General features: G+C 58.2%; 9 protein-coding genes. 1 reads left to right on the top strand and 8 read right to left on the bottom strand.

Going from position 1 to position 13,370, the window contains the following annotated elements; all coding sequences use genetic code 11:
* Window positions 1-19 precede the first annotated feature (19 nt).
* Both QZ862_RS00650 and QZ862_RS00655 read right to left on the bottom strand, forming a co-directional pair.
* Window positions 20-1,198 (bottom strand): phosphoserine transaminase, encoded by a 1,179-nt coding sequence (locus QZ862_RS00650; RefSeq protein WP_296096803.1) that lies wholly within the window; start codon window positions 1,196-1,198, stop codon window positions 20-22.
* A gap of 208 nt (window positions 1,199-1,406) precedes the next feature.
* Window positions 1,407-2,201, bottom strand: coding sequence for an outer membrane protein (locus QZ862_RS00655; protein WP_296036278.1), 795 nt, complete (start codon window positions 2,199-2,201; stop codon window positions 1,407-1,409).
* 433 nt (window positions 2,202-2,634) lie between these two features.
* Here QZ862_RS00655 and QZ862_RS00660 point away from each other — a divergent pair, with 433 nt between their 5' ends.
* Window positions 2,635-4,581, top strand: a complete 1,947-nt coding sequence (locus QZ862_RS00660) for an EAL domain-containing protein (protein WP_296096805.1) — start codon at window positions 2,635-2,637, stop codon at window positions 4,579-4,581.
* A 143-nt stretch (window positions 4,582-4,724) separates the two neighbouring features.
* Here the strand turns inward: QZ862_RS00660 and glmM are convergent, their stop codons facing one another.
* The 6 genes from glmM to tolB form a co-directional block, all read right to left on the bottom strand.
* On the bottom strand, window positions 4,725-6,077 hold the full coding sequence (gene glmM / locus QZ862_RS00665; RefSeq protein ID WP_296020568.1) for a phosphoglucosamine mutase: 1,353 nt from the start codon (window positions 6,075-6,077) through the stop codon (window positions 4,725-4,727).
* Between the two features lie 450 nt (window positions 6,078-6,527).
* Window positions 6,528-8,474, bottom strand: a complete 1,947-nt coding sequence (gene ftsH / locus QZ862_RS00670; protein ID WP_296020570.1) for an ATP-dependent zinc metalloprotease FtsH — start codon at window positions 8,472-8,474, stop codon at window positions 6,528-6,530.
* 160 nt (window positions 8,475-8,634) lie between these two features.
* On the bottom strand, window positions 8,635-9,987 hold the full coding sequence (gene tilS, locus QZ862_RS00675) for a tRNA lysidine(34) synthetase TilS (RefSeq protein WP_296096808.1): 1,353 nt from the start codon (window positions 9,985-9,987) through the stop codon (window positions 8,635-8,637).
* A gap of 20 nt (window positions 9,988-10,007) precedes the next feature.
* Window positions 10,008-11,027, bottom strand: coding sequence for a tol-pal system protein YbgF (gene ybgF / locus QZ862_RS00680; protein WP_296096811.1), 1,020 nt, complete (start codon window positions 11,025-11,027; stop codon window positions 10,008-10,010).
* A gap of 157 nt (window positions 11,028-11,184) precedes the next feature.
* Window positions 11,185-11,721: a peptidoglycan-associated lipoprotein Pal gene (gene pal / locus QZ862_RS00685; RefSeq protein WP_296020577.1), complete on the bottom strand. Its 537-nt coding sequence runs from the start codon at window positions 11,719-11,721 to the stop codon at window positions 11,185-11,187.
* A 307-nt stretch (window positions 11,722-12,028) separates the two neighbouring features.
* Window positions 12,029-13,342 carry a Tol-Pal system beta propeller repeat protein TolB gene (gene tolB / locus QZ862_RS00690; RefSeq protein ID WP_296020579.1) on the bottom strand — a complete coding sequence of 438 codons (1,314 nt, stop codon included), beginning with the start codon at window positions 13,340-13,342 and terminating at the stop codon, window positions 12,029-12,031.
* Between the last annotated feature and the right edge of the window lie 28 nt (window positions 13,343-13,370).

Genomic DNA, 13,370 nt, shown 5'->3' on the forward strand with positions numbered 1-13,370 from the left:
TTCGCAGGGCCGGAATGGATCAGGCCGCAGCCTTGGCAAGCGTTGCCTTCTGGGTCTCGAACGCCCATTTCAGCCAGGGCATCACGGCCTGCATGTCGGCTGTTTCGATGGTCGCACCGGCCCAGATACGCAGACCTGATGGCGCGTCGCGGTAAGCACCAATATCGAGCGCCACATTTTCCTTTTCGAGAAGGGCAACCATGCCCTTGGCGAAATCGGCCTGGGCGCCAGCATCAAGCGCTGCAACATCCTTGCAGACGATCTTGAGGCAGACGGAGGTGTTGGAGCGCGTTTCATCCGCAACCGCCAGATTGGCGATCCAGTTGTTCTCGGCCACGAAGTCGAAGATGACCTTGGCATTGGCATCGGCACGCGCGATCAGCGCCTTGAGGCCACCCAAGTTCTTCGCCCATAGAAGCGCATCAATATAGTCTTCGACGCAGAGCATCGAGGGCGTGTTGATCGTCTCACCGGTGAAGATGCCTTCGATGAGCTTGCCGCCAGACGTCATGCGGAAGATCTTCGGCAGCGGCCAGGCCGGAACATAGGTCGTCAGGCGCTCGACGGCGCGTGGCGACAGAATGATGACGCCATGGCCACCCTCGCCGCCCAGAACCTTCTGCCAGGAGAAGGTCGTGACATCGAGCTTTGTGAAATCAAGATCCTGCGCAAAAGCCGCAGAGGTTGCGTCGCAAATGGTCAGACCCTTGCGATCGGCAGGAATGAAATCGGCATTGGGGACGCGGACACCAGATGTGGTGCCGTTCCAGGTGAAGACAACATCGCGGTCGAAATCGACCTCTGCAAGGTTCGGCAGCAGGCCGTAATCGGCTTCGAACTTGCGAACATCCTTGAGCTTCAACTGCTTGACGACATCGGTGACCCAGCCAGCGCCGAAGCTTTCCCAGGCCAGCATGTCGACGCCACGTTCGCCAAGCAGCGACCACAGGGCCATTTCAACGGCACCTGTGTCGGATGCGGGAACGATACCGATGCGGTAATCGGCAGGAACATTCAGAATTTCGCGGGTGAGATCAATGGCCTGCTTCAGCTTGACTTTGCCAACCTTGGCGCGATGCGAGCGACCGAGCGGTGCATCGGAGAGAGCATCTAGCGACCAACCGGGGCGCTTCGAGCAGGGACCTGAAGAAAAATGCGTATTGCCCGGACGGACGTCCGGCTTCACTATATCTGTCATTTGACTATCCTTCCAGATAGGCGCTCCACGTTAGGGTGGAGTGTCCTGACACCGTTGCTATTCCTCTCGCCCATTTCCGTCAAGCGGAATATGTCGCAAGCTTCAAGAATTTTGTCCGATCTGCGTCAGCTGCCGGTCATTGCGCAAACGAAAGCCGCCCGTATCGCGAAGATACGAGCGGCTTAATTCTACGTTCGATCTGTGACGTTTACTTGTAAACGGCAGGCTGAACCGGAATATCGGCAGGCGGCATATACTGTGCGGTATCGCAACCATTGAAGACGTAACGGCCACCGAGACGAATCTCATGCGATGTCAGGCCCTTGTCGCGACCAGGACCAGCAGCGCCGTTGAGACCGAACATCTCCCCTTGGCCGATCTGGCGGAAGCGGTAACCGATATCGGCCTTGAAGTCGCAGGTGACATCAACCGTGGCACCAGCCATAAGAGCGTAAGCGAAGCGCCAGCTGCCCTTGCCGTCGAATTCGCAGCAACCGGAATCCGTCTTGAACGTGTCCCACTTCACATGCGCCCCGCCGATACCTGCGCCGACATAAGGGGTGACACGGCCATAGGTGCCGAGATCGACATAGGCGTTCGCCATCAGGCCGAAGGCCTGGAGCGAGGTGTGCGACTCTAGGCTGGGAGCAGTGCCCCGGAATTTAGACTTCGAGAGATAGTCAACCGTCAGGTCGGTGCGCAGATAATTGTTGATCTGATAGCCCACGCCTGCGCCGAAGAGGACGCTGTCCTTCTGGGACGCGCTGGTGAAGCTCACATCCTCCATCGCAGATGCAGACACAGCGCGGTTAAAGCTGCCGCCACGGAACTTGTTAAACGAATAGCCGACATCGCCGCGCAGGTACCAGCCGCTGGCCTCTTTCACCTGAATTTCCGGTGCGCTTTCGATATAGGCAGGAGGGGCTGTCTGATAGACATCCGCAGCAAGTGCGTGTTGACCTGCCATCAGAACGGCAACGATACCGATCAGGCTCTTCTTCATAACGGGCGGCTCCATAAGCGGTATACGCCAGGCGGGCATACACCAGTGATTTCTTCATTTATGGAATCTGAATGAAATTGGTTAAGTGACGATTAACGTGCAGCCCAATCAATATTAATTCGCTAATAAATGCGGTGAATATTGTCTTAACGACAGTAATATTTCCCATGGCAGACGATGCTCTTGGCCAAACCAGTCATTTTCGAGCATCCACGGATTGCAGGCCCAAAGACGCCCGCAACTGCACGACGTCCGCAATATTCCCTCGACTTATTTGTATTTCTAAAGAACGATATTAACCGGTATCCAGTATAGAATGGAACAACTGCCTTCAGGATGGAAACTATTATCCGCCGCGCAGGTTAGGACGCAATGATAAGAAGCCGTCGAACCAGACGGTCAACACATGTTCCAGAGTGGGCCCTGCTTGAAAATGAACCTGAGAAGCATCTTCGCCATCACATCCCCACCTGATGACAATCCCGAACTGCTGCGGGCACAGTATCTCGCCTTTAGTCGGCAAATGCCGATGATGTATTTTATCCTTCTGTCGAGCACTTGGGCGCTGGCGTTGACATACGTATCGACAGCACCTGTGTGGCTGTCGCTCGGCACACCCCTGCTCTTCACGCTGATGTGTGGAGCACGTATCACCTTCTGGCTGCGCAAACGGCACATAGTCCCTGAAATTGCGGAGATTTCGGCTAACCTGAGACGGGTCAACATCCTCGGCACGGTCATTGCTGTCGCGTTCACCGCCTGGTCCTGCACGCTCTATCCCTATGGCGACGCCTTCCAGAAGTCACACGTCGCCTTCTACATGGCCATCACGGTCATCTCCTGCATATTCTGCATGATGCATGTGCGCTCTGCCGCGCTCATGGTGACGGCGATCGTCAACGGCACATTCGTGGTCTTTTTCGCAACGAGCGGCCATCTGACGTTGGTCGCAACGGCGATCAACATTCTGCTCGTCTGTTTCGGCATGCTGGTGGTTCTGAAAATCAATTACGACAACTTCGAACAGATGGTGCTGGCTCAGCAGAAAACGGAAGCGCTGAGCAACGAGAACCTGAGACTTGCCAATATCGACAGCCTGACCGGCCTGCCGAACAGGCGCGCATTCTTCCATCACCTCGAAACATCCTTCAAGCTGGCGCAGCAGAATGACGACAGACTCGCCGTCGGCGTCATCGATCTGGACGGCTTCAAACCGGTGAACGACCTTTATGGACACTCCGCCGGCGATCGGCTCTTGCGGGAGGTGGCCGAAAGGCTGGGCGAGTTGTGCGATCAACGCAACATGTTTCTCGCTCGCCTGGGCGGCGACGAGTTCGCCTTCATCACATCCGGTCAGATCAACGATAATGAGATTCTCAACGACGGCAACAAGATGGGCTGTCTTTTGCGTATTCCATTCGAAACGCCGGACGCAACGATCATGATCTCGGCCTCGATCGGCATCGCCGTCTATCCCAACGTCGCATCGACCCCGGATGAACTTTTCGACCGAGCCGATTACGCTCTCTACCAAAGCAAGCGCGAACACCGCGGCAACAGCACGCTCTTTACAGCAAGGCACATCGTCGAGATTCACCGGGATGCACGCATCGAACAAGCTTTGCGCAAAGCCGACCTCGATACAGAGCTATCCGTTGTCTACCAGCCAATCCAAGACGTGACGTCAGGGGAAACAGTGGGCTTTGAGGCTCTGGCGCGCTGGGACAGCAAGCTCTTGGGAGCGGTGACGCCCAGCCAGTTTATTCCGATTGCCGAACGCGCAGGCATCGTCGGCACGCTGACGAAACCTCTGCTAAAAAAGGCTCTAGGCGCGGCGAAAACCTGGCCCGGCACTATCAGGCTGTCTTTCAATCTCTCCGCCCAGGACATCAACAGTGCCGAAGCCACGCTCGCCGTTATCGCCATCATCGTCAATAGCGGCTTCGATCCACGACGGCTTGATCTCGAAATCACGGAAACGGCCATCATCCACGACACGCGACAGGCGCGCAAATCTGTCGAAGCGCTGCGCAAGATCGGCTGCGGTATCTCATTGGACGATTTCGGCACCGGCTATTCGAGCCTGACATCCCTGCACTCGCTGCCGCTGACCAAGCTCAAGATCGACCGCAGCTTCGTCAGAAACATCCAGGACGATACCGCCAGCTACAATATCGTACGCTCTCTGCTGACGCTAAGCCGGGAAATGGGCCTGGACACAATCGTGGAAGGCGTGGAAACCGAAGCCGAGTTGGCCGTCATCAAAACGCTGGGCTGTACGCTGATTCAGGGCTACTTGTTCTCAAAACCAATGTCCGACGAAAGCCTTCATGCGTTTCTCAAGCCAGCATCTACCAGCGTTGACCAGCTGTCGGTGTAAGCAATCTCCAAAGCAGGTCTTGCGCGAAACCGCACTGCGGTTATGCGATGCAGCAGAAACCTCCCGCGTCTTCTGGATGTAAGGCTGCTTTCGGGGAAAGGAAGCCTCCCGCTAAAGCGGCACATGCCCGATGGGAATGCCGGTCAGGCAGCCGACTTCGCGTTGGCAATGATGCCGACGAGATCGTTGACGATGCGTTCGACCTGCGCACTGTCGTCGCCTTCCGCCATCACCCGGATCAAGGGTTCGGTACCGGATGGGCGAATGACAAGACGTCCCTTGTTGGCAAGCGCGCTTTCCGCATCGGCAATCGCCTGCTTGACGACGGGGTTTTCCAAGGGTTTGCCGCCGGAGATGCGGACATTCTTGAGGAGTTGCGGGACGGGCTCGAACTTGCGGCACACCTCGCTGACCGTCCGGCCCGAACGTTTCACTCGCGCCAGCACCTGAAGTGCTGCGACAAGACCGTCACCGGTGGTGCCGTAATCGGACAGGACGATATGGCCCGACTGTTCGCCGCCGACGTTGAAATCGTGATTGCGCATATGTTCGACAACGTAGCGGTCACCGACCTTGGTGCGCGCAAGTGTCAGACCCTTGTCGCCAAGGAAGCGCTCGAGCCCGAGATTGGACATGACGGTTGCGACAATACCACCGCCGCGTAAGATATTGTCCTCCGCCCAGCTGTGGGCAATCGTCGCCATCAGCTGGTCGCCGTCAACGATCTGCCCACGCTCATCAACGATGATCACGCGGTCGGCATCGCCATCGAGCGCAATGCCGATATCGGCGCGCACCTCATGCACCTTCTTCTGTAGCGCGTCGGGATGGGTCGAGCCGCACTCGAAATTGATGTTCGTACCGTTCGGTTCGTTGCCTATGGTGACAACTTCCGCGCCGAGTTCCCACAGCGCCGTTGGAGCCACCTTGTAGGCTGCGCCATTGGCGCAATCGATGGCGATCCTCAAACCGCTCAGCGTCACGTCGCGCGGGAGCGTCCGCTTGACGAATTCGATATAGCGATAGATGTCGCCATCGACGCGCTTGGCGCGACCGATTTCATGCGGCTTGGCAAGCTGCGCATAGATATCCTTGTCGAGCAGATCCTCAATTTCGAGCTCAAGCTCGTCGGAAAGCTTGTAGCCATCCGGGCCGAAAAGCTTGATGCCGTTATCGGCAAAAGGATTGTGCGAGGCCGAGATCATCACGCCGATATCGGCACGAAGCGAGCGTGTCAGCATGGCGACGGCAGGCGTCGGGATCGGACCAAGCAGGAAAACATCGAGACCGGCAGCGGTAAACCCGGCAACCAGCGCATTTTCCAGCATATAGCCGGAAAGGCGGGTATCCTTGCCGATGACCACGCGATGACGGTGATGACCACGCCGGAAGATCGTGCCAACGGCAATGCCGACCCGCATCGCCAGATCCGGGGTCATCGGGAAAACGTTCGACTGCCCGCGAATGCCATCAGTTCCGAAATAGCGACGTGTCATGTGAGCTCCAAATATATGACGGCGCCACACATCGATAGGCGGCAACCTTTTCCGCTAGATGCCACAAAGCGCGTCTGGCGGCACGTAAATTACCGCAAAAACAAAATATATGTCGTGAGTGGCGGCCTTTCTCCCCAGGAAAGCGTGGGTTGGTAGCCAAGGTTCTGCCTGGGAAGACACGTGACACGACGCAGCAATCTGACAACCGCGTATGTCATCCTCTAAGATGTGAGGCGTTCCCAGCAAGCCCTTTTTCCATGACGCAAAGCTCCACTGCCCCACTCATCCTCAAGCTCGATGCGATGATAGATAGTTCTCAATCGCTTGCGGCTGAAGCCTTCGGATCCACGGATCGAGGCTGACGATGACGGAACACGTGGACGCGCTAATCGCCAGACAAAAAGGCCGCCCTTTTGGAGCGGCCTTTTGTCATCGACTTTTGTGCGAGATTTAGCGCGGCTGAGGTTCCATGCCGCCTTCCGCCTCGCCGTCACCCTTGGCCTCATTCGAGCCGTCCTTCTTGACGCCAGCTTTGGGGACCGCGGAACCGCGGCTGCTCGACGAATCATCGCCCATGTCGCGCGAAGGCTTTTCGCCGCGCAACAGTGCCTTGATTTCTTCGCCGGACAGCGTCTCATATTCCAGCAGGCCTTCGGCAAGAGCTACGAACTCGTCGTGCTTCTCGGTCAGGATGCGGCGCGCTTCGGTGTAGGCTTCGTCGATCAGACGGCGAACTTCGCTATCGATCGTGCGCGCCGTCGCCTCGGAAACGTTCTTCGACTGCGAGACGGAATGACCAAGGAAGACCTCCTGTTGGTTCTCACCATAGGCGACTTGACCGAGCTCGTCGGAGAAGCCCCACTGCGTCACCATGGCACGCGCAAGCTTGGTTGCCTGCTCGATATCCGAAGACGCGCCAGAGGTGATGTTTTCCTTGCCGAAGGTCAGCTCTTCGGCAACGCGGCCGCCCATCATGATAACGAGGCGCGATACCATCCACTTGTAGCTCATGGAGTAGCGGTCGCCTTCCGGCAGCTGCATCACCATGCCGAGTGCCCGGCCGCGTGGAATGATCGTCGCCTTGTGCAGCGGATCGGCCACGGGAACATTGAGCGCAGTAATGGCGTGACCTGCTTCGTGGTAAGCGGTCAGCTTCTTTTCGGCCTCGGTCATGGCTGTCGTGCGGCGTTCCGCACCCATCATGATCTTATCCTTGGCGTCTTCGAATTCCTGCATGGTGACGACACGCTTGTTGCGACGTGCGGCCATCAGGGCTGCTTCGTTGACGAGGTTCATCAGGTCTGCACCGGAGAAGCCCGGCGTGCCGCGTGCCAGAACTTTGAGGTCGACATTCGGCGCCAGCGGCACGTTACGGGCGTGAACCTTCAGAATGCGCTCGCGGCCGACGATATCCGGGTTTGGCACCACGACCTGGCGGTCGAAACGGCCTGGGCGCAGAAGTGCCGGGTCGAGAACGTCCGGACGGTTGGTCGCGGCGATCAGGATGATGCCTTCATTGGCTTCGAAGCCATCCATCTCGACCAGAAGCTGGTTCAGCGTCTGTTCGCGCTCATCGTTACCGCCGCCAAGACCGGCACCGCGATGGCGCCCGACGGCGTCGATTTCGTCGATGAAGATGATGCAGGGCGCGTTTTTCTTCGCCTGTTCGAACATGTCGCGGACGCGAGATGCACCCACACCAACGAACATTTCGACGAAGTCGGAACCGGAAATGGTGAAGAACGGAACATTGGCCTCACCGGCAACCGAGCGCGCCAGAAGCGTCTTACCCGTACCGGGAGGACCGACGAGCAGCACGCCCCGCGGGATCTTACCGCCCAGACGCTGGAACTTCTGCGGATCGCGCAGGAATTCAACGATTTCTTCCAGATCCTGCTTGGCTTCATCCACGCCGGCGACGTCGTCAAAAGTGACGCGGCCATGCGCTTCGGTCAGAAGCTTCGCCTTGGATTTGCCAAAGCCCATCGCGCCACGCGATCCACCCTGCATCTGCCGCATGAAAAACAGCCAGACGCCAAGGATCAGGAACATCGGCAACAGCGTGCCCAGATAGCTCAGGAAACCGGACGAGCCATCGCTTTCAGGCCGTGCGACGATGGTGACGTTCTTCTGTTGAAGACGATCCATCAGCGAGTCGTCGATCACTGGAGAATAGGTCTGGAATGTCGTGCCGTTCTCGGCATAGGTGCCCAGTACGCGGTTGCCGGTTACCGTCACTTCACGGACACGGCCAGTGTCGACGTCACGAATAAATTGCGAATATGGAATTTCGCGTGAGCTGGATTGAGACGGGGACGTCTGAAACATGCTGAAAAGTGCGATCAGCAGAAGAGCAATCACCGCCCACAAGGCGAAATTTCTAAAATTTGGGTTCATTGAACTCCCCGAACTCCAACGGACGTATGACCGCCCGCCATTATGTTGCCCCTAACATAAGGAGGACAGTTGCGGTTGCCAAGGCGAAGCGGAGAAGGAGATGTGTTTTGCGGTAAAAACTCTGCGAAATTTCGACGCAATTTTCCAAAGCGCCCACCTGTTACAGGCCAAGTCCGGTGATCGGGGGCTGCGGATAAGCCTCGCGCCCCAGACGAACGGCAATCGCATTGGCCAGGTCGAGATCGAAACGCGTCAGGAACAGGTCATAGGGCGCAAGCAATGGACGGATGGAAATAGCTTCCATCAAAACCCTCGCCTCTCCCGCCTCTTCAGCCGTGTCTGGCCTGAGATGAGGCTGCGCCAACCGCGCACGCTTGAGGACGCCTGAAGGAACTGTGTCGGGACAGTCGCCCTGTCCTTCTCGCGCCGTATCGGCGCAACCTTCGCCGCTCACGATCATGGCGACGTCCGAGCGATTGGTGATCTCGAACCGTCCATCCCAGACGATCGTTGCACCGGAAGAAATCGTTGTTCTCGGCACATCGCGGTTTTCCCGCATCAGATAGAGTCCGTCCTTGCGTCGGTCGAAGACGACGCGCCCCGCCGTAAGCCTGCCGGGCATTCCTCCGGCCAGAAATTCCATCACCCTGTCCAGGCTGTCGGCGGCGAGCGGATAAGGCCTGCCACCGGCAACGCAGGCCAGCGCGGAGATCGCATAGCGAAGAATGCCGGCATTCTCTCCAAGATGCTCTGCGTGCAGCCGGATCAGGCCAGCAGGAAAGACATCGACGGCGCGGGAAACGAATGCGGCAGCACGCGACGCAAGCTCTGCCCTCTTGAGCGATGGAGCGGCCATGGACAGATCAACAGGCTCCGGCGTTTTGCGGACCCGCACCCGTTCATATTTCACATCCTCGTTAGACGGATCGTCGAACCAGCCCTGGTTCTTGGTCACGAGATAATCGCGTATATCCTGGCGCCTTACATTCAGAAACGGGCGCAGCACCCAGTGCCGGGAATTGTAAAGAACCGCATCGGCCATGCCGGAAAGGCCGGGCCTGTCCTGCGCCGCATTGCGATGGCTGCGCATGGTAATCGTTTCACGCTGGTCGTCGCGCGTATGGCCAACGACGATAGCAGTCGCGCCGATCTTGTCGGCGACCTGGCCGATCAGCCGGTAGCGCGCCAGTCGCGCCGCAGCGGAAACGCCGGTTTTGGGCTTCTCGTCAGTCCAGCGAAGGCTGTGATGGGGGATGGCAAGCGCATGGCAGAACTGCGCGACCGCGACCGCTTCATCGGCAGCCTCGGGCCGCAAAGCGTGGTCTATGGTGACAACCTCAAGTGTGACATCGACCTGAGCAAAGAGGCGAAGACTGTCGTTGAGCGCAAGAAGCAGGCCGGTGGAATCACTGCCGCCGGAGACAGCAACAAGGAGAGTGGCGGGCTTTTGAAGTCTGTCGAGAAAGATCCGCGCTGCCTGAAGTGGCGCAAGCGGAGAAGACGGCGTTGCCATGGCAGGGGCTGCGAGCAGGCTCAGCAGCCGATACGCTTCTGTTCGCTGGTGACCTTGCCCAGAACGGTCTTGGAGGCGCTCGGATAGCGCTTGGGCACCTCGCGCAGGGTCGCGCAGGCGGTGTCTTTATTGTCGAGAGCGGCAAGCGACATGCCGAGCTTCAAAAGCATTTCAGGCGCCTTGGGAGACTTTCCGTAATTCTTGTGGCCGTCGAGAAAGGTCTTTGCGGCAGCGGTAAACTTGCCCTGCGAATATTGCGCTTCGCCAAGCCAGAAGCTGGCATCAGCCGCCTTGGAGCCATTGGGATAGCCCTGAATATACTTTTCGAAGCCCTGCTCCGCTTGCTTGTAGTCTCCAGCCAGAACATGGCTGTAGGCTGCCTGATAGATATCGTTCTCGCTGGTCAGCGCAGCGGTATTGACCGGATCGGTACCACTCGGACGGCTGCCGGTGGCGACACCGGGAAGAGCGCCCGCAGAATTATTGGCATTGGAATTCAACGTACCGCCAACCGGCAGGCCGCGAGAATCGAGTTCGATGGAGCCGAGCGTCGTTTCCCCAGGTGCGGCATTGGAGCGTGGCCCGGTCGAAGCGGCACCGCCTGCCACCGAAGCGCCGTCGGAAGACGGCTCCCCGATGATGGTGGCGACATCGTCAGATGGCCCACCGGATGTGCCGGCGGGCGGAAGATCCGCCTCCGCCTTCTTCTTCGGCGTCGCTGCCGGTGCGGAAGACTTGCCACCGCCACCTTCCAGCTGCTGGAAGCGGAATTCATTATCTTCCTGCGCCTTGCGAATGGTTTCCTGCATCTGGAGAAGCTGGAAGCTCATCTCTTCGATGCGACCGTTCAACTGGCGGATCTGCTCTTCAAGCTGCTGTACGCGATAGGTCTCGTTGGCCTGGACATTGACCACCGGAGCCTTCGAGTTGGTCGTGCTAGCGCTCCCACTCCAACCGAACAACGGCTGCGACATCGCTGTGCCGCTCAAGCCGGTGCAGGCTGCAAGCCCCAGCATTCCCGCCACGACAAGTTTCTTCATAGTGCTTCCTGTCTCATTGATTTGCGCCCCAGCGGCGCAACTCCAGATTTTTTCCATCTGCGATGAAAAAGCAACTTAACTTCGGCCAAACTATGAAAAAAACGAAAGGCGGCCCGGGGGCCGCCTTTGCAAAATTCATCACGATTGCGCGAGGCAATTACATGCCAGCGCCGCCAAGAACGGTAACCGCACGGCGGTTCTGCGACCAGCAGGAGATGTCGTCGCAAACGGCGACCGGACGTTCCTTGCCGTAGGAGATCGTCTTCATGCGGTTGGCAGGGACGCCCTGAGAAGCGAGGAATTCCTTGGTGGCGGCTGCACGGCGTGCGCCGAGTGCCAGGTTGTATTCGCGCGTGCCGCGTTCGTCGGCATGGCCTTCAACCGTGATGGCGTAGTTCGGGTAACGAGCAAGCCACTGAGCCTGGCGCTGCAGGGTCTGCTGCGCATCGGCACGGATCGAGGTCGAGTCGGTATCGAAGAAGATGCGGTCGCCGACATTGACGGTGAAGTCCTGCTGCGAACCGGGTGTCGCAGAACCTGCACCACCATTGAGGCCGAGATCGCCTGCGCTGTTGGGCATGTTCTTCTTGTTCGCGCAGCCGGCAAGTGCCAGAGCGAGCGTCAGAGCGATGACAGCCGGATTGCGGGCGATTTTCTGCATTGGGCTAAGCGCCGAAGTGTGTGTACGGCTCATCGCCGGTCTCTCCTTAGGATTTCGATAACGTTGCCAGACGCTAACCGATTGAGGTTAACGGCCCCCGAACGCGTATGGTTAACAAAACGGAAATATCCCAGTTTTTTGCTCCCTCACAGCTATTTGCGGCAAGAAAGAGGCGCATTTCCGGCATTCTCCACAAAACCGCCACAAGAGCCGCGACTACGGACTAATGTGACGGGTATTGATCGAATATGTCATGCAAGCCTGTGCGACGGTCTGGTGCGACATGCACCGTCACACACGGCTACTGCCCTACAGCGAATCGCACAGATCGCGACACGCTTCAGTCCAGCAGCGGCGACCACGCCGGGTCGGAAGCATAGGTCGGTGTCTTCACCTGCTGCTCGTTATAGCCAGTCAGATCGATGGAAAAGAGCTGCGGGCCACCGGCGCCTGCGTTCTGGCGGAAGAACATCAGGACGCGACCATTCGGCGCCCATGTCGGGCCCTCATTGTGGAAGCCCGACGTCAGAATGCGCTCGCCGGAGCCATCTGGCTTCATCACACCGATGGAGAACTTGCCGCCCGACTGCTTGGTAAAGGCAATCAGATCGCCACGCGGAGACCAGACCGGCGTGGAATAAGCGCCATCGCCGAAGGAAATACGCGTCTGGCCGGAGCCGTCGGCATTCATCACATAGATCTGCTGGCGTCCGCCACGGTCGCTTTCGAACGCGATGCGCTGGCCATCCGGCGAGTAGGACGGAGCCGTATCGATCGCGCCGGTATTGGTCAGACGCGTCGTTGTACGCGAGCGCAGATCCATCGTGTAGATATTGGCGTTGCCTTCCTGCTGAAGGCTCATGATCACCTTCTGACCATCGGGCGAGAAGCGCGGGGAGAAGGTCATGCCGGGGAAGTTGCCGACGACTTCGCGCTGTCCGGTTTCCAGTTGCAGCAGGTAAACGCGCGGCTGGTTGCCCTCAAACGACATGTAAGTGACTTCCTGGCGGTTCGGCGAGAAGCGCGGCGTCAGAACAAGGTCGTTGCCATTGGTCAGGTTGCGAACATTGAAACCATCCTGGTCCATGATGGAAAGCTGGCGCTTGCGCTGCTGCTTCGGACCGCTTTCGGAAACGAAAACGACGCGGGTATCGAAGTAGCCCTTTTCACCAGTGACGCGCTCATAAATCGCATCGGCGATGATATGGGCGACGCGACGCCAGTTTTCCGGCTGGGTAAAGAACTGCTGACCCATCATCTGCTGGCCGGCGAAGGTATCCCACAGACGGAACTCGGCGCGAAGACGGCCATCGGCCTCCTTCGTCACGCGGCCGGTAACCAGTGCCTGCGCGTTGATGACCTTCCAGTCTTCGAAGCGTGGCGACTGGTCGGGATTGCTGATCTTCTCGATGAAGGCACTCTTGTTGATCGGCGCAAACAGCCCCGAGCGTTGCAGATCGGCTGCGACCACGGCGGAGACCTGCGCGCCGATACCGTCACCCGACATGAAATCGGTGATCGCGATCGGCAGCGGTTGGACATTGCCTTTCGTGATGTTGAGCCGAACTTCCGCGTTGGCCGGCGTGACCGCAACGAACGACAGGATGAGGCCGGAGGCCACCATCATCGCGCGAAGGAAAGAGAACTTGATCATCGAAACAAGCCTTTCAGCTTTTTATGAA

This window comes from uncultured Agrobacterium sp. (assembly GCA_913777615.1).
In the GTDB taxonomy this organism is placed as follows: Bacteria; Pseudomonadota; Alphaproteobacteria; order Rhizobiales; family Rhizobiaceae; genus Agrobacterium.

Coding starts and splice junctions, on each gene's coding strand:
- QZ862_RS00650 (WP_296096803.1), bottom strand. CDS start 1,198: ATGACAGATATAGTGAAGCCGGACGTCCGTCCGGGCAATACGCATTTT.
- QZ862_RS00655 (WP_296036278.1), bottom strand. CDS start 2,201: ATGAAGAAGAGCCTGATCGGTATCGTTGCCGTTCTGATGGCAGGTCAA.
- QZ862_RS00660 (WP_296096805.1), top strand. CDS start 2,635: ATGAACCTGAGAAGCATCTTCGCCATCACATCCCCACCTGATGACAAT.
- glmM (WP_296020568.1), bottom strand. CDS start 6,077: ATGACACGTCGCTATTTCGGAACTGATGGCATTCGCGGGCAGTCGAAC.
- ftsH (WP_296020570.1), bottom strand. CDS start 8,474: ATGAACCCAAATTTTAGAAATTTCGCCTTGTGGGCGGTGATTGCTCTT.
- tilS (WP_296096808.1), bottom strand. CDS start 9,987: ATGGCAACGCCGTCTTCTCCGCTTGCGCCACTTCAGGCAGCGCGGATC.
- ybgF (WP_296096811.1), bottom strand. CDS start 11,027: ATGAAGAAACTTGTCGTGGCGGGAATGCTGGGGCTTGCAGCCTGCACC.
- pal (WP_296020577.1), bottom strand. CDS start 11,721: ATGAGCCGTACACACACTTCGGCGCTTAGCCCAATGCAGAAAATCGCC.
- tolB (WP_296020579.1), bottom strand. CDS start 13,342: ATGATCAAGTTCTCTTTCCTTCGCGCGATGATGGTGGCCTCCGGCCTC.